Origin of the sequence: Burkholderia stabilis, assembly GCF_001742165.1 — a bacterium.
Taxonomy (GTDB): domain Bacteria; phylum Pseudomonadota; class Gammaproteobacteria; order Burkholderiales; family Burkholderiaceae; genus Burkholderia; species Burkholderia stabilis.
This window is the reverse complement of sequence record NZ_CP016442.1, coordinates 3,825,653-3,842,234: the sequence shown is the minus strand read 5'-3', so window position 1 is coordinate 3,842,234 and position 16,582 is coordinate 3,825,653. Positions and strand designations below refer to the sequence as shown.

The window sequence follows — 16,582 nt, the reverse complement described above, 5'->3', positions numbered from 1 at the left end:
GCGTAACGGCTTGCACGCGAGATCTAGACCCCTTCGTGCAAACACACTCAAGCAGCCGTTGCAGCAAGCCAAGCCACTTTTTTTGGTTCTCGCACAAGGAAGAAAAAAAGCGACACGTCGAAGGACGTGTCGCTTTTTTGTTTGGGCGGTCGATGCGCAAAGCATCCCGCCCGTGTTCAATCGATCGAAGCCGGAGCGGCGCGCGAGCCGCTTCAGAAGCCCCAGAACATCAGCCACCATGCGCTGTCGACGACGGCAAGCGCAACGGCGAACCACGCGAATGCGGCGAGCCGGCGCGGCCAGGCCGCATAGCGCCCCGTGACTTTCCAGGCGAGCCACGCACTCCATACGTTGGCGCCGACCAGAATCGCGATCCGCACATCGGTCGCCCAGCCGAGCGGCACATGCTCGGCGCGCAGCAACGACAGCGTCGTTGCCGAGAGCCCGAGAAACACGCCCGCGCCCGCGAGCGGAATCAGCGCCTGCGCGAGGTGATGCAGCCGCACGCGATCGAAGCGGCCGAGCATCAGCGTGGCGCCGGCCAGCAGCACGAGCAGCGCCGTGCCGTACACAAGCCCCGTGCCGACGATGTAGCTGACGATCAGCCCGCCGTCGAGCCAGGAGAACACGTCGTTGCGATCCGGGTAATGCGTGAGCAGGAACCACGGCGCATTGGTTTCGAGCGGCCACGTGATGTCATGGTCGATCAGCCAGCCCGCTAGCCATTGCTTGATCTGCACGAACCACGGACTGACGGTCCAGTGGAACGCGCCGATCGCCACGCCGAGCAGGCCGTACAGGATCAGCGCGGTGTCCCACGGGTTCGCCTGCTGCGCACCGAGGTTCACGACTTCGTCGGACGGCGAGCGCAACGACAGCGAGACCGCATCGCGGTGCCCGCTGCAGCGGCCGCACATATGGCACTCCGCCGCACCCTTCATGCTGCGCAACGGCACGAGCGGCGCGCAGTTGATCGGAATCACGCGATGACCGTGCTCGCCGTTCTTGTACGAACGGCGCCACGCATCCTCGTCGACTTTGTAGCGCATCGGCGCGAGCCGCGCGAGCAGCCCGAACACGCCGTTGACCGGGCACAGATACTTGCACCACACGCGCTTCTCGCGGCCGTACAGCACGCCGATCACGATCGCGCCGACGGTCGAGCCGCCGAGCACGAACAGCACCGCGAGCGGGTACTGGTACACGCTCACCATCTGCCCGTAGATCGTCGTGATCCCGAACGCGACGAACGGCCAGCCGCCCCACCGTATCCAGCGCGGAATCGGGCCACCGCGGCCGAACTTGCTCGCGAATTCGGTGAGCGCGCCCTCCGGGCACAGCACGCCGCACCAGACACGGCCGAGCATCACCATCGACAGCAGCACGAACGGCCACCAGATACCCCAGAACGCGAATTGCGCGATGAGCGTGAGGTTGCTCCACAAATGCGCGGAATCGTCCGGCAGCGGCAACACCGCCGGCACGATGATCAGGAACGCATAAACGGCGACGACACCCCACTGGATGCCGCGGATCAGCGCGCCATGGCGCTGCATCCACTGGCCGGCCTGTGCGAGCCAGCCCGGCTTGGTTGCGGCGACCACGCTCATGCCGCGCGGCCCGCGGCGACGGCCGGACGACGGCTCGCGCGCTTCATCAGCAGCCAGACGACCGCCCAGTACACCGCATAGGCGACCAGGTTGGTCAGTGCCGGGTGCGCGCGATAACCGGTCAGCGTCGCGATGAGCGAGCCGAACGTGCCCGAATCATCGAGGATCGCGGACGTATCCCACACCTGCGAGATGCCGAGCGGCAGGATTTCCTTGTCGATCAGCTTGTCGACGCCGGTCTGGAACAGGCCCGCACCGAGGAACAGCAGCATCACTTCGGTGACGCGGAAGAAATGCCGCCACGAGAAGTACTTGCCGCCGAGCTGCAACAGATAGAACGTGAGGAACGCGAGCCCGAGGCCGATCACGACCGCGAGCATCTGGCTACCGTCGACGTGGCCCGACTGGCCGAAACCGAGGCCGTACAGGAAAATCACCGTCTCGCTGCCTTCGCGCGCGATCGCGAGCGCGACCAGCACCGCGACGCCCCACCAGTTCGAATCGCGCGTACTCTGCTGCAGCGATTGCTCCATGTCGCGCTTCAGCGTGCGGCCGTGCCGGCGCATCCACAGCACCATCTGCACGATCAGCACGCATGCGATCAGCACCATGGCAGTCTGGAAGTAATCCTGCGCGTCACCGGACAGCACTTCGGTGAAACCAACCAGCGCGGCGCCGAGGCCGACGGCCATCAGCAAGCCGACGCCGACGCCGGCCCAGAGAAAAGGCAGGCCGCGGCGCGCGTCGTCGTCGCCGTTTTTCAGCCATGCATAGAGAATGCCGACGACGAGCAGCGCTTCGACGCTCTCCCGCCAGACGATGAACAAGATCTGACCCATCGATACCTCCTGACGCGCGGGGCAAGGGACGTGCGCACCCGCGCGCAGATAAAACGCGTTACTTCGCGACGATCACGCCCTGCGCCTGCTGGTGGAAATCATCGAAAAACTTGTATTCGCCCGGCGACAGCGGAGCGACGACCACGAACGAATCCGCGCCCGGCGCGAGCACCTTCTCCTTGCGCAGCTGCACGCTCTCGAATTCGGCGGCGCCCTTGCCGGTGTTCTTGATCTCGATCTTGAAACGCTGGCCGGCCGGCACTTCGATGCGGGTGGGATTCAGCTTGCCGTCCGTCATCTCAAGCTTGAACGTCGGCAGATCGGCAGCGTACGCTGCACCGGCAAGCCACAATGCAGCGGTCGCGGCGACGATTTTCTGGGGAATTTTCATTCTGGGTTCTCTACGCCGACGGCGCGCCGAAGCGCGCCGTCCGTGATGCTGCCGATCAGTAACCGCCCTTCTTGCCGATCCCGGCGAACGGGAAGTCGTACTCGAGGGTAACGGGCTTGAACCACGCGCCCACGCCCGTTTCCTTGTCGACGTGACGGCCGAACGCCATGTGGCCCGACTGCATCGGCGGCTTGACGACCATCGTCAGGTGGTACTTGCCCGGGCCGTTCAGCTTCACGTTGTCGCCGTAGTGCGGGCCGTCGCTCGCGACCATGCCCATCAGGTCGCCTTCAGCCTTCCACTTCGTGTCGCCCTGCTTCGTCAGCTTGTACGTGACCTGCAGGTACGGCATCCAGTCGCCTTCCGCGAAACCCGTCGGGTTGTTCTTGACCGCGTGGATGTCGGCCTCGAGGTGGATGTCGGAATCCGACGCCTTGCGCATCATCCCTTCCGGGTCCATCGTGATCGGCTGCAGGTACACCGCGCCGATTTCCATGCCGCCCTGGATCTGCTGCTTGCCGATCGGATACTCGGCCGCCGAGGCCGACATCGCGGCAAGCGCCGCCGCTACCGCAACCGTCGTGCGGATGAACGAAGAACCCAACATGGACACTCCTTGTTATTTGTCTGACTATCTGACGACACGCGAACCGCCGCCCGGGCGGCTCGCTGGAAACACTAACGCGACGAAGAACGTTAATGCGAACAATTCTCAATAATTGCGGAGTTTAGCACCGAACCTGTTTTGGAACAAACGGGAGTCCGTGTAAACCCCTGATCCGACAAGGCTTACAGGCCTGTTAGCAACAGGTTCCGGTGACGCTTGGAAAGATTTACCGGCCGCCGTTGACGTGGTCGCCGACGTTCGCGCCGAACACGCGCTCGCGCAGCAGCGCAAGCTGGTCGCGGGTCGCGGCCGCCTTCTCGAACTCGAGGTTCTTCGCGTAATCGGCCATCTGCTTCTCGAGACGCTTGATTTCCTTCGCGAGCTGCTTTTCCGACATGTCCTCGAATTTCGCGCGCTGCTGCGCTTCCTTCAGCTCCGCGCGCGCGTCGTCCGCGTTGTAGACGCCATCGATGATGTCCTTGATGCGTTTCACGACGCCGCGCGGCGTGATGCCCATTTTCTCGTTGTGCGCGATCTGCTTCGCGCGGCGCCGCTCGGTTTCGCCGATCGCGCGCTTCATCGACTCGGTCATGTTGTCCGCGTAGAGGATCGCCTTGCCGTTCACGTTCCGCGCGGCGCGGCCGATCGTCTGGATCAGCGAGCGTTCGGCGCGCAGGAAGCCTTCCTTGTCCGCATCGAGGATCGCCACGAGCGACACTTCGGGAATGTCGAGACCTTCGCGCAGCAAGTTGATCCCGACCAGCACGTCGAACGTGCCGAGCCGCAGGTCGCGGATGATCTCGACGCGTTCGACCGTGTCGATGTCGCTGTGCAGGTAGCGCACCTTGACGCCGTGGTCGGCCAGGAACTCGGTGAGCTGCTCGGCCATGCGCTTCGTCAGCACGGTGATCAGCACGCGCTCGCCGGCGTTCACGCGCGCGTTGATCTCGGTGAGCACGTCGTCGACCTGCGAGCTCGCCGGCCGCACTTCGATTTCCGGATCGACGAGCCCCGTCGGCCGCACGACCTGTTCGGCGATCTGCCCCGTCACGCGCTTCTCGTAGTCGGCCGGCGTGGCCGACACGAATACGACCTGGCGCATCTTGCGTTCGAACTCGGGGAACTTGAGCGGCCGGTTGTCGAGCGCCGATGGCAGGCGAAAACCGTAGTTGACGAGGTTTTCCTTGCGCGCGCGGTCGCCGTTGTACATGCCGTTCAACTGGCCGATCAGCACGTGCGATTCGTCGAGCAGCATCAGCGCATCGGGCGGCAGGTAGTCGACGAGTGTCGGCGGCGGATCGCCCGGCGCCGCGCCCGAGAAATGCCGCGAGTAGTTCTCGATGCCCTTGCAGAAGCCGAGCTCCTGCAGCATCTCGAGATCGAAGCGCGTGCGCTGTTCGAGGCGCTGCGCCTCGACGAGCTTGCCGTCGCGATGGAAGAACTCGAGGCGTTCGCGCAATTCGTCCTTGATCGTCTCAACCGCGCGCATCACGGTGTCGCGCGGCGTCACGTAGTGCGACGACGGATACACGGTGAAGCGCGGAATCTTCTGGCGCACGCGCCCCGTCAGCGGGTCGAACAGCTGCAGCGTCTCGACCTCGTCGTCGAACAGCTCGACGCGCACGGCCATTTCCGCGTGTTCTGCCGGGAAGATGTCGATCGTGTCGCCGCGCACGCGGAACGTGCCGCGCTGGAAATCCTGCTCGTTGCGCGTGTATTGCATCGCGATCAGCCGCGCGATCACGTCGCGCTGGCCGAGCTTGTCGCCGGCGCGCAGCGTCAGGATCATCTGGTGGTATTCGGACGGGTTGCCGATACCGTAGATCGCCGACACCGTCGCGACGATCACCACGTCGCGGCGCTCCATCAGGCTCTTCGTCGCCGACAGGCGCATCTGCTCGATGTGCTCGTTGATCGACGAGTCCTTCTCGATGAACAGGTCGCGCTGCGGCACGTAGGCCTCAGGCTGGTAGTAGTCGTAGTACGAGACGAAGTACTCGACCGCGTTGCGCGGGAAGAACTCGCGGAACTCGGCATAAAGCTGCGCCGCGAGCGTCTTGTTCGGCGCGAAGACGATCGCCGGGCGGCCGAGCCGCGCGATCGTGTTCGCCATCGTGAAGGTCTTGCCCGACCCCGTTACGCCGAGCAGCGTCTGGAATGCAAGGCCGTCGCCGACGCCTTCGACGAGCGTTTCGATCGCGGTCGGCTGGTCGCCGGCGGGTGGATACGGTTGATACAGCTGGAACGGCGACCCTTCGAAGGTGACGAATTTGGATTCGTCGAGCGCGTCGCCGACTTCGGCATGATGTTCGGACATGGAATGCGGCCGGAGCGAGGGCAAAGAGAGCATTCTAGCGCTTCGCGGCCTCGCGAACTGCTGTCGGCTCCTGACGCGCGACAGACGGCCGAAATCGCGATTCGCCGCCGAATCGCGCGCCCCCGCCAGCGCGAATTCGCTACAATATCAGGCTGCTGCGCTTTCCGGCGTCGCGCCCGTTGGCGCGCGATCCGCTGCGCCCGCCCCGCCGGTTGAAAGCCTGACCCTCTTTTCACTACTGCCGAATCATCATGTCGCTCTTCTCCGCTGTCCAGCTTGCTCCCCGCGACCCGATCCTGGGCCTGAACGAAGCCTTCAACGCCGATGCGCGTCCGACCAAGGTCAACCTCGGCGTCGGCGTGTACACGAACGAAGAAGGCAAGATTCCGCTGCTGCGCGCGGTTCGCGAAGCAGAGAAGGTGCGTGTCGAAGCCGGCCTGCCGCGCGGCTATCTGCCGATCGACGGGATCGCCGCCTACGATGCGGCCGTACAGAAGCTGCTGCTCGGCAACGATTCGCCGCTGATCGCAGCGGGCCGCGTGGTCACGGCCCAGGCACTGGGCGGCACGGGCGCGCTGAAGATCGGCGCCGATTTCCTGCGCACCGTGAACCCGAACGTGAAGGTCGCGATCAGCGATCCGAGCTGGGAAAACCACCGCGCGCTGTTCGAAGCGGCCGGTTTCGAAGTCGTCGCGTACCCGTACTACGACGCGGCCTCCAACGGCGTGAACTTCGAAGGCATGCTGTCGGCGCTGAACAGCTATGCGGCCGGCACGGTCGTCGTGCTGCACGCGTGCTGCCACAACCCGACCGGCGTGGACCTGACCGAAGCGCAATGGCAACAGGTCGTGGACGTCGTGAAGGCACGCAACCTCGTGCCGTTCCTCGACATGGCCTACCAGGGCTTCGGCGAGAACATCGAGGCCGATGCCGCTGCCGTGCGTCTGTTTGCCGCGGCCGACCTGAACGCGTTCGTGTCTTCGTCGTTCTCGAAGTCGTTCTCGCTGTACGGCGAGCGCGTCGGCGCGCTGTCGATCATCACGTCGAGCAAGGAAGAAGCCACGCGCGTGCTGTCGCAACTGAAGCGCGTGATCCGCACAAACTACTCGAACCCGCCGACCCACGGCGGCGCCGTGGTCGCGGCAGTGCTCGCCTCGCCGGAACTGCACGCCGCGTGGGTGCAGGAACTCGGTGAAATGCGCGATCGCATCCGTGCGATGCGCAACGGTCTCGTCGAGCGCCTGAAGGCAAGCGGCGTCGATCGCGACTTCAGCTTCATCAATGCGCAGCGCGGGATGTTCTCGTACTCGGGCCTGACCTCGGCGCAAGTCGATCGCCTGCGCGACGAGTTCGGCATCTATGCGGTCGGCACGGGCCGGATCTGCGTTGCAGCGCTGAATACGCGCAACCTCGACGCGGTCGCCAACGCCGTCGCAGCCGTCCTGAAGTAAATCGGCGGTAGCGGGCGGCAGCCGTCACCGGCCCGCCCTGCCGAAATGAAAAACGCGCTCCCCGGAGCGCGTTTTTTATGCCGACCGCTGTGGCGCGACGACTAGGCCAGCGCCGCCCGCGTCACTGCATGAACCAGCCATGGCTGACGACCACCGACTGGCCCGTGAGCGCGGCGCTCGGGAACGCCGACAGGAACAGCACCGTCTGCGCGACATCCTGCACCGTCGTGAACACGCCGTCGACCGTAGCGCCGAGCATCACCTTCTTCACCACGTCCTCTTCGCTGATCCCGAGCTCCTTCGCCTGCTCCGGAATCTGCTTGTCGACCAGCGGCGTGCGCACGAAACCCGGACACACGACATGCGAGCGCACGTTGTGCTTCGCGCCTTCCTTCGCGAGCACGCGCGCCAAACCGAGCAGACCGTGCTTGGCCGTCACGTAGGCCGACTTCAGCGGCGACGCTTCGTGCGAGTGCACCGAACCCATGTAGATCACGACGCCGCCGCGATCGTCCTTGTACATGTGCTTGAGCGCGGCCTTCGTCGTCAGGAACGCGCCGTCGACGTGGATCGCCTGCATCTTCTTCCAGTCGGAGAACGCGTAGTTCTCGATCGGGTTGACGATCTGGATGCCCGCGTTCGACACGAGGATGTCGACCGAGCCGAACGCCGCGGCCACCTTGTCGATGCCGCTGTTCACGGCTTCCTCGTTCGTCACGTCCATCGCGACGCCGATCGCCTTGCCACCCGCCTTGTTGATCTCGTCGGCGACCGCATTCGCGCCGTCCTGGTTCAGGTCGGCGATCGCGACGGCCGCGCCCGCCTTCGCGAGCTCGAGTGCGATTTCCTTGCCGATGCCGCTCGCGGCACCCGTGACGACTGCGGTCTTGCCATTCAGATCTGCTGCCATGTCCGTCTCCTCCCGTTGTCGGATCGATAAAGCACGCGCCCGCCGCATCCGCTTTCGTTGCGCGATCGTACCGGCGGGCCAGCCGTCATTGTGCACGATCGGCCCCGCCGTTCGCGTGCAAAACGTCTAAGCTTAAGGTCGGTTCTGTCACGCAGGAGATTCGCATGCACTATCGACGGCTAGGCCGCTCCGGCCTGCAGATCAGCGAGCTCTCGCTCGGCTCGTGGGTCACGTACGGCAATCAGGTCGACCAGCGGGTCGCGCGCGAATGCCTCGCGGCCGCACGCGACGCGGGTGTCAATTTCTTCGACAACGCCGAGGTCTATGCGGGCGGCAAATCCGAGGAAATCATGGGCCAGGCGCTCAAGTCGCTCGACTGGCCGCGCATCAGCTATATCGTGTCCACGAAGTTCTTCTGGGGGCTCGCAGAGGCCCCGAACCAGTACCACACGCTGAACCGGAAATACCTGCTGAACGCAATCGACGGCTCGTTGCGCCGGCTGCAGCTCGACTATGTCGACCTCGTCTATTGCCATCGGCCCGATCCGAACACACCGATCGAGGAAACCGTCTGGGCGATGAGCGACATGATCGTGCGCGGCAAGGCGCTGTACTGGGGGACGTCGGAATGGAGCGCTGACGAGATCCGCGCCGCATGCGAAATCGCCGAGCGGCATCACCTGCACAAACCGGTCGTCGAACAGCCCCAATACAACCTGTTCCACCGCACGCGGGTCGAACAGGAATATGCGCGGCTCTACGACGACTACGGTCTCGGCCTCACGACCTGGAGCCCGCTAGCATCAGGCCTTCTCACCGGCAAATATCGCAACGGCGTGCCGCCGGGCAGCCGTGCGCAACTGCAGGGCTACGACTGGATGCGCGACCGCCTGACCGATCAAGCCAGTAACGACATCGTCGAGCGACTCGGCGGGATCGCGGCCGAACTCGGCTGCAGCACGAGCCAGCTCGCGATCGCGTGGGTGCTCGCGAATCCGCGCGTGAGTTCGGTCATCACAGGCGCATCGCGAATCGAACAGATCGGCGACAACATGCGCGCGCTCGACGTCGCCGCAAAGCTGACGCCGGAGGTAAAGCAACGTATCGAGGAGGTGGTCGGCAACGCATACGAGTAAGGCGACTCACGGCCACTCGCGTACAATACGCGGCCGCATCGGCGCCCGGCCTGACGGCCGCGCACGATCGACCGCTTTTATCGATTCACCTTTCGTTTCAGGCAGCCCGCCATGCTCAGTTATCGTCACGGTTTTCACGCAGGCAACCACGCGGACGTGCTCAAGCACGCCGTCGTCGTCCAGCTGCTGCGCTACCTGAACAAGAAAGACAAGTCGTACTGGTACATCGACACGCACGCAGGCGCCGGCGTGTACTCGCTGCGCGACGGCTACGCGGCAAAGACGGCGGAATTCGACACCGGCATCGGCCGGCTGTGGAACGACAAGAACCTGCCGGAAGCGCTGGGCGACTATGTGGACGAAGTCCGTGCGCTGAACGACGATGGCGAACTGCGCTACTACCCCGGTTCCCCGTACATCGCGTGGCGATCGATGCGCGAACAGGACCGCATGCGCCTGTTCGAAATGCACACGACGGAAATCGACGTGCTGCGCCACAATTTCCGCGACGCAGGGCGGCGCGCGATGATTTTCGCCGGCGACGGCTTCGAAGGCATCAAGGCGTTGCTGCCGCCGCCGCCGCGACGCGCACTCGTGCTGATCGACCCGTCTTACGAGGACAAGAAGGATTACGCGCGCACCGTGAGCTGCGTGACTGAATGTCTGAAGCGTTTTGCGACCGGCTGCTATGCCGTCTGGTACCCGCAGGTCACGCGGCTGGAGTCCCAGCGCTTCCCCGATCAGTTGAAACGCCTGCAACCGAACAACTGGCTACACCTGACGCTGACGGTGTCGAATCCGCCGACTGACGGCCTGGGCCTCTACGGCAGCGGGATGTTCATTCTGAATCCGCCGTATACGCTCGCCGAGAGCATGAACGAGGCACTGCCCTATCTGGTCGAGATGCTCGGACAGGATAGCGGCGCCCGATACCAGATCGAGCAGCGCGGAAACTGATCGCGCGACACGCCGTTACGGCTACGGCCTCGGCGCAAGTCTCGGTTGATTGACCGGCGGTGCACCCCAGGCGGGGACATTGATATACGGCGCGACGAACAACGGCACCGACGTATTCGGCGTCTGCCCGGCCGGCGTCCGCATGCCCGCCGGCTCGACGATCAGCTCGGTAGACAACGGCGCTGTCTGCAGCACCAACCCGCCCTTGCCGTCCTGGATACCGCGTTGTGTATCGAGAATCAGCGGTTTGGACGAAGTCGCAGCGATGGCCGCGAAGCCATGGACAAGCACCGCCGCGCCCAAAACGAGACGCGCGCGGGCACCGCGACGCACATCGAGACGCAAACGCATGATCGTGTCCTTCAGGATGAAAAGCAGGCCCATACCATAGCGCCGCATCGACGATTTCACCAGATCCGGCGCACAAAAAAACAAAGCCCCGTCAATACGGGGCTTGCTTATCGTTCGGTGCCACACGGCACCTGACGGTGACTCCGATTACAGCGAGTAGCCGTTGGTTTCGAGCGAGCGGATGCGGTGCTCGAGCTGGACGATGTCCGACGACGTGGCGAGGTAAGCCTCACGGCGCTCACGTTCTGCGGATTCGAACCAGTTGCTCAGCTTTTCGACGATGTAGGCGATCATGACGTTCTCCAAGGAAGAGGGACCCCTGGTGAATCGAGATTCAGGGATTTCCCGTATAGGGTTATCCCGAATTATAGCGACGCTGCACCAAGATGCTAGTGAAATACTTGCATGGAAGCCATTCCGATTCGGAATGAGCAAGCGTCACTCGATCGCAACCCTTTGATTTTTATAGATATTGAGACAGAGGCCCATTTCGGGCCTCGAGTGCATGCACTAATCTGGTTCACTGACGGGGTCAGCCAGACGCGCCAAAATCGGGCAATCGGGCCGCCCATCACCATGACAGTGCGCGGCCAAGTCGGCCAGCGTGTCGCGCATATCACTCAATTCCGCGATGCGTTTGTCGAGCTCGGCCACGTGCTCGAGGGCGATCGACTTCACTTCGGAGCTGGCGCGTGAGCGATCTTGCCAGAGCATCAGCAGCTTGCGGATGTCCTCGACGAGAAAACCGAGCCGCCGCGCCTGGCGGATGAAACGCAGGATGTGGATTTCGTCCGCGCCGTAGATCCGGTAGCCGGCATCGGTCCGTTTGCTCGGCGCAAGAAGGCCGACCTGTTCGTAGTACCGGATCATTTTTGCGCTGACGCCGGATTCGCGTGACGCGTCGCCGATATTCATTCCCCCGCCCTCTCCATCAAGCCCTGGTTTCGAACATGAGGCCGGCAAATGCAATCGCCGACGATATTTCGATCGTACCAAATCGCGTGGTTTCGTTCCGCGGCGGACATTGATATGGACAGAGAGGAAGGAGCCTGCCGATTTCAGTGACGAGGAACTGCGGGGTGCTCAAGGTTTGAGCGCGTCTCGGTGGTCTTGACCTGCTCCCCGTAAACCGGGCCAGTCGGAATCTAGTAAAGTCCGTTTTCGGAGAGGAAGACGGACATGAAGAAGCGCTTTTCGGAAGAACAGATCATCGGCTTCCTGAAGGAAGCGGAGGCGGGCCTGCCGGTGAAGGAGCTGTGCAGGAAGCATGGGTTCAGTGACGCCTCGTTCTACACGTGGCGCGCGAAGTTCGGCGGCATGGAGGTGTCGGAAGCCCGTCGGCTCAAGGAGCTGGAAGCCGAGAACGCGAGGCTGAAGAAGCTGCTGGCCGAGGCGATGCTCGATATGGAAGCCCTGAAGGTGGTCGTGAAGGGAAAGCCCTGAGCCCGCAGGCCAGGCGCGAGGCGGTCGCGGCGATTCGGCAGAAGGTCAATGTCTCCGAGCGCCGTGCCTGCCGGCTTGTCGGGCTTTCGCGCAGCGTGCTGCATTATGAAGCGCAGCCGGACCACGAGAATGAGGCGCTCAAGGCGCGCCTCATCGAGCTGGGGCACCAGAGGCGGCGTTTCGGCTATCGGCGGCTACACGCGCTGCTGGCGCGCGAAGGAAGGCACGTAAACCACAAGCGCGTGCACCGGCTGTATCGCGAGGCCGGACTGGCCGTGCGGCGCCGGCGACGGCGCCACGGCGTGATGGTCGAGCGCGAGCAGCTGGCTTTGCCGAGTACGCCGAACGAGGTGTGGTCCCTCGATTTCGTGATGGACGCATTGTCCAACGGGCGTCGCCTGAAGTGCCTGACCATTGTCGACGACTTCACCAAGGAAGCGGTCGAGATCGTGGTGGACCACGGCATCTCGGGTCGGTATGTGACGCGCGTGCTGGACCGGGTGGCGCGCTTCAGGGGCTACCCGAAAGCGTTGCGCACGGACCAGGGACCCGAATTCACGAGCCGCGCGCTGGACCAGTGGGCCTACGCCAACGGCGTGACGTTGAAATTGATTCAGGCGGGCAAGCCGACGCAGAATGCGTACATCGAGTCGTTCAATGGCAAGTTTCGTGACGAGTGTCTGAACGAGCACTGGTTCACGACGCTCGCCCACGCCCGGGCCGTGGTGTCGGCATGGCGCCGGGACTACAACGAGGCACGGCCGCACAGCGCATTGAACTACCAGTCGCCGGCCGAATTCGCGGCGAAGCATCCGGCACCAGTAGGCGCTCCTGTCTTGCAGGAGCATGTTTGAACAGGACTTTACTAGAAGCTCCGTGGCCCTATCGAAGGGGCAGGTCAGTCTCGCGAATGGCGGGTTCTGGTCTGAAGGTAACGTCTGGAAGAGCGACTTGGAGGGGCAAAGGCCGAGCGGCCATCCTCTCGCGCATGCATTTCCATCACCGAAATGCAAAAACCCCCGCCTGGTCGGGCGGGGGTTTCTGGCTTAGGGAGCCTGACGATTACCTACTTTCACACGGGAATCCGCACTATCATCGGCGTAGAGTCGTTTCACGGTCCTGTTCGGGATGGGAAGGGGTGGGACCGACTCGCTATGGTCATCAGGCAAAGAGGGTTGTCACGTTGCTTCGCAACGCAACCAATCGGGAAGAAGCAGTAATTTTTGAGGTTGTGCGTATCAGCACATCGCGGTCATTCAACCGCTGTCTGTAAAACAGACTTGTTATAGGATCAAGCCTTACGGGCAATTAGTATCAGTTAGCTGAACGCATTACTGCGCTTACACACCTGACCTATCAACGTCCTGGTCTCGAACGACCCTTCAAGGGGATCTAGTCCCCAGGGATATCTCATCTTAAGGCGAGTTTCCCGCTTAGATGCTTTCAGCGGTTATCTCTTCCGAACATAGCTACCCGGCGATGCCACTGGCGTGACAACCGGTACACCAGAGGTTCGTCCACTCCGGTCCTCTCGTACTAGGAGCAGCCCCCTTCAAATATCCAACGCCCACGGCAGATAGGGACCAAACTGTCTCACGACGTTTTAAACCCAGCTCACGTACCTCTTTAAATGGCGAACAGCCATACCCTTGGGACCGGCTACAGCCCCAGGATGAGATGAGCCGACATCGAGGTGCCAAACACCGCCGTCGATATGAACTCTTGGGCGGTATCAGCCTGTTATCCCCAGAGTACCTTTTATCCGTTGAGCGATGGCCCTTCCATACAGAACCACCGGATCACTATGACCTGCTTTCGCACCTGCTCGACTTGTCGGTCTCGCAGTTAAGCACGCTTATGCCATTGCACTATCAGCACGATTTCCGACCGTACCTAGCGTACCTTCGTACTCCTCCGTTACGCTTTGGGAGGAGACCGCCCCAGTCAAACTGCCTACCATGCACTGTCCCCGACCCGGATCACGGGCCAAGGTTAGAACCTCAAACAAACCAGGGTGGTATTTCAAGGACGGCTCCACCGAAACTAGCGTTCCGGTTTCATAGCCTCCCACCTATCCTACACAGATCGGTTCAAAGTCCAATGCAAAGCTACAGTAAAGGTTCATGGGGTCTTTCCGTCTAGCCGCGGGTAGATTGCATCATCACAAACACTTCAACTTCGCTGAGTCTCGGGAGGAGACAGTGTGGCCATCGTTACGCCATTCGTGCAGGTCGGAACTTACCCGACAAGGAATTTCGCTACCTTAGGACCGTTATAGTTACGGCCGCCGTTTACCGGGACTTCAATCAAGAGCTTGCACCCCATCATTTAATCTTCCGGCACCGGGCAGGCGTCACACCCTATACGTCCACTTTCGTGTTTGCAGAGTGCTGTGTTTTTATTAAACAGTCGCAGCCACCAGTTTATTGCAACCCCTTCACCCTTTGCCCGCAGGGGCATCAAGCTACAAGGGCGTACCTTATCCCGAAGTTACGGTACCAATTTGCCGAGTTCCTTCTCCCGAGTTCTCTCAAGCGCCTTAGAATACTCATCTCGCCCACCTGTGTCGGTTTGCGGTACGGTCATCGTTAGACTGAAGCTTAGAGGCTTTTCTTGGAACCACTTCCAATTGCTTCGCTCCCTAAGGAGCTCGCGCCACACCCTTGAATCCTGCGCCCGGATTTGCCTAAGCGCCTTCTCCAATGCAGCGACCGGGACTTCCAACACCCGGACAACCTTCCGCGATCCGTCCCCCCATCGCATCTAACAATGGTGCAGGAATATTGACCTGCTTCCCATCAGCTACGCATTTCTGCCTCGCCTTAGGGGCCGACTCACCCTACGCCGATGAACGTTGCGTAGGAAACCTTGGGCTTACGGCGAGGGGGCCTTTCACCCCCTTTATCGCTACTCATGTCAGCATTCGCACTTCTGATACCTCCAGCATCCCTTCCGAGACACCTTCGCAGGCTTACAGAACGCTCTCCTACCATGCGAGCATAGCTCGCATCCGCAGCTTCGGTATATAGCTTAGCCCCGTTACATCTTCCGCGCAGGACGACTCGATCAGTGAGCTATTACGCTTTCTTTAAAGGGTGGCTGCTTCTAAGCCAACCTCCTGACTGTTTTAGCCTTCCCACTTCGTTTCCCACTTAGCTATATTTGGGGACCTTAGCTGGCGGTCTGGGTTGTTTCCCTCTTGACACCGGACGTTAGCACCCGATGTCTGTCTCCCGTGATTGCACTCTTCGGTATTCGGAGTTTGCTATGGCGGGGTAATCTGCAATAGACCCCCCAACCATGACAGTGCTCTACCCCCGAAGGTGAGACACGAGGCACTACCTAAATAGTTTTCGGAGAGAACCAGCTATTTCCAAGTTTGTTTAGCCTTTCACCCCTATCCACAGCTCATCCCCTAACTTTTCAACGTTAGTGGGTTCGGACCTCCAGTACGTGTTACCGCACCTTCATCCTGGCCATGGATAGATCACTTGGTTTCGGGTCTACGCCCAGCAACTGAACGCCCTATTCGGACTCGCTTTCGCTACGCCTGCCCTATACGGTTAAGCTTGCTACTGAACGTAAGTCGCTGACCCATTATACAAAAGGTACGCCGTCACCCCTTACGAGGCTCCGACTGTTTGTATGCATGCGGTTTCAGGATCTATTTCACTCCCCTCCCGGGGTTCTTTTCGCCTTTCCCTCACGGTACTGGTTCACTATCGGTCGATCACGAGTATTTAGCCTTGGAGGATGGTCCCCCCATCTTCAGACAGGATTTCACGTGTCCCGCCCTACTTGTCGCACACCTAGTTCTTTCATACTGTTTTCGCCTACGGGGCTATCACCCGCTATGGCCGCACTTTCCAGAGCGTTCGGCTAACAATACAAATAAAGAGTGCAAGGCTCATCCCATTTCGCTCGCCACTACTTTGGGAATCTCGGTTGATTTCTTTTCCTGCGGTTACTTAGATGTTTCAGTTCACCGCGTTCGCTTCGCATGGCCTATGTATTCAGCCATGGATACTCCAAAAGGAGTGGGTTTCCCCATTCGGACATCTACGGATCAAAGCTCGTTTGCCAGCTCCCCGTAGCTTTTCGCAGGCTACCGCGTCCTTCATCGCCTGTGATCGCCAAGGCATCCACCACATGCACTTGTTCGCTTGACCCTATAACGAGTCTGTCTCTCCGACAGTCGTTACAGGTTGAGTTTTCGCGTTGTGCCGTATTCCAATTGAGTCAAACATAGAGTTCGAATCATCTTGAGATACATCGATACAATCACAACCCGGATAACTTCCACGTCCATCTCAAGACGCTTCCGCTATCCAAATTACTTACTTCTTCCAGATTGTTAAAGAACGACAGCCGATATGGTGTTACTCATATCACTCTGACTGGCTCAATCGCCAATGGCAAATGCTCGTCTCACACGTCACTTTCGTGTGATCCAAACGCTTCCCATTGAAGATTGGTGGAGGCAGACGGGATCGAACCGACGACCCCCTGCTTGCAAAGCAGGTGCTCTCCCAGCTGAGCTATGCCCCCATGAGTACAGATTCCTCAGGTA

At 61.3% G+C, this 16,582-nt stretch carries 13 protein-coding genes, 1 tRNA gene and 2 rRNA genes; 4 read left to right on the top strand and 12 right to left on the bottom strand.

Features of this window, described 5'->3' with window-relative positions:
* Positions 1 to 212: 212 nt before the first annotated feature.
* The 5 genes from BBJ41_RS17955 to uvrB form a co-directional block, all read right to left on the bottom strand.
* Positions 213 to 1,610 carry a 4Fe-4S binding protein gene (locus BBJ41_RS17955; protein WP_069747496.1) on the bottom strand — a complete coding sequence of 466 codons (1,398 nt, stop codon included), beginning with the start codon at positions 1,608 to 1,610 and terminating at the stop codon, positions 213 to 215.
* Positions 1,607 to 2,449: an FTR1 family iron permease gene (locus BBJ41_RS17950; RefSeq protein ID WP_069747495.1), complete on the bottom strand. Its 843-nt coding sequence runs from the start codon at positions 2,447 to 2,449 to the stop codon at positions 1,607 to 1,609. Before BBJ41_RS17950 ends, BBJ41_RS17955 begins: the two co-directional genes overlap by 4 nt.
* Before the next feature lie 58 nt (positions 2,450 to 2,507).
* Entirely contained in the window at positions 2,508 to 2,840 is a 333-nt protein-coding gene (locus tag BBJ41_RS17945; protein WP_069747494.1) for a cupredoxin domain-containing protein, read from the bottom strand.
* A gap of 55 nt (positions 2,841 to 2,895) precedes the next feature.
* Positions 2,896 to 3,447 (bottom strand): iron transporter, encoded by a 552-nt coding sequence (locus BBJ41_RS17940; protein WP_047898578.1) that lies wholly within the window; start codon positions 3,445 to 3,447, stop codon positions 2,896 to 2,898.
* A 226-nt stretch (positions 3,448 to 3,673) separates the two neighbouring features.
* Positions 3,674 to 5,764: an excinuclease ABC subunit UvrB gene (gene uvrB / locus BBJ41_RS17935; protein ID WP_069747493.1), complete on the bottom strand. Its 2,091-nt coding sequence runs from the start codon at positions 5,762 to 5,764 to the stop codon at positions 3,674 to 3,676.
* A 251-nt stretch (positions 5,765 to 6,015) separates the two neighbouring features.
* On the opposite strand from uvrB, the gene BBJ41_RS17930 reads away from it, so the two are divergent.
* Positions 6,016 to 7,215 carry an amino acid aminotransferase gene (locus BBJ41_RS17930; protein ID WP_069747492.1) on the top strand — a complete coding sequence of 400 codons (1,200 nt, stop codon included), beginning with the start codon at positions 6,016 to 6,018 and terminating at the stop codon, positions 7,213 to 7,215.
* Between the two features lie 121 nt (positions 7,216 to 7,336).
* Here the strand turns inward: BBJ41_RS17930 and BBJ41_RS17925 are convergent, their stop codons facing one another.
* Complete coding sequence (locus BBJ41_RS17925) at positions 7,337 to 8,125, bottom strand: 3-hydroxybutyrate dehydrogenase (protein ID WP_069747491.1); 789 nt, start codon at positions 8,123 to 8,125, stop codon at positions 7,337 to 7,339.
* A gap of 164 nt (positions 8,126 to 8,289) precedes the next feature.
* Between BBJ41_RS17925 and BBJ41_RS17920 the strand changes: the two genes are divergently transcribed.
* Both BBJ41_RS17920 and BBJ41_RS17915 read left to right on the top strand, forming a co-directional pair.
* A complete protein-coding gene (locus tag BBJ41_RS17920) occupies positions 8,290 to 9,261 on the top strand; it encodes a potassium channel beta subunit family protein (RefSeq protein ID WP_069747490.1) in 972 nt (323 codons plus the stop codon).
* A gap of 111 nt (positions 9,262 to 9,372) precedes the next feature.
* The gene (locus tag BBJ41_RS17915) at positions 9,373 to 10,218 is read left to right on the top strand and encodes a 23S rRNA (adenine(2030)-N(6))-methyltransferase RlmJ (RefSeq protein WP_069747489.1); all 846 of its coding nucleotides are present in this window, start codon (positions 9,373 to 9,375) and stop codon (positions 10,216 to 10,218) included.
* A 21-nt stretch (positions 10,219 to 10,239) separates the two neighbouring features.
* On the opposite strand, the gene BBJ41_RS17910 is transcribed toward BBJ41_RS17915, so the two are convergent.
* The 3 genes from BBJ41_RS17910 to cueR form a co-directional block, all read right to left on the bottom strand.
* The gene (locus BBJ41_RS17910) at positions 10,240 to 10,602 is read right to left on the bottom strand and encodes a hypothetical protein (protein WP_069747488.1); all 363 of its coding nucleotides are present in this window, start codon (positions 10,600 to 10,602) and stop codon (positions 10,240 to 10,242) included.
* A 114-nt stretch (positions 10,603 to 10,716) separates the two neighbouring features.
* A complete protein-coding gene (locus tag BBJ41_RS39240; RefSeq protein WP_072445473.1) occupies positions 10,717 to 10,863 on the bottom strand; it encodes a DUF3563 family protein in 147 nt (48 codons plus the stop codon).
* Between the two features lie 216 nt (positions 10,864 to 11,079).
* Positions 11,080 to 11,484, bottom strand: coding sequence for a Cu(I)-responsive transcriptional regulator (gene cueR, locus BBJ41_RS17905; RefSeq protein WP_069747487.1), 405 nt, complete (start codon positions 11,482 to 11,484; stop codon positions 11,080 to 11,082).
* 264 nt (positions 11,485 to 11,748) lie between these two features.
* Between cueR and BBJ41_RS17895 the strand changes: the two genes are divergently transcribed.
* Positions 11,749 to 12,866, top strand: a protein-coding gene (locus BBJ41_RS17895) for an IS3 family transposase (protein ID WP_370512851.1) whose coding sequence is annotated in 2 segments (ribosomal slippage) — positions 11,749 to 12,007 and positions 12,007 to 12,866 — 1,119 coding nt in all. Because the reading frame shifts where the segments join, the coding sequence is not laid out codon by codon here.
* A 199-nt stretch (positions 12,867 to 13,065) separates the two neighbouring features.
* Here the strand turns inward: BBJ41_RS17895 and rrf are convergent.
* From rrf to BBJ41_RS17880, 3 genes are all read right to left on the bottom strand, one after another.
* Positions 13,066 to 13,178 (bottom strand): 5S ribosomal RNA (rrf, locus tag BBJ41_RS17890).
* Positions 13,179 to 13,299: 121 nt separating this feature from the next.
* A 23S ribosomal RNA gene (locus tag BBJ41_RS17885) occupies positions 13,300 to 16,181 on the bottom strand.
* Between the two features lie 303 nt (positions 16,182 to 16,484).
* Positions 16,485 to 16,560 (bottom strand) — tRNA-Ala (locus tag BBJ41_RS17880).
* Between the last annotated feature and the right edge of the window lie 22 nt (positions 16,561 to 16,582).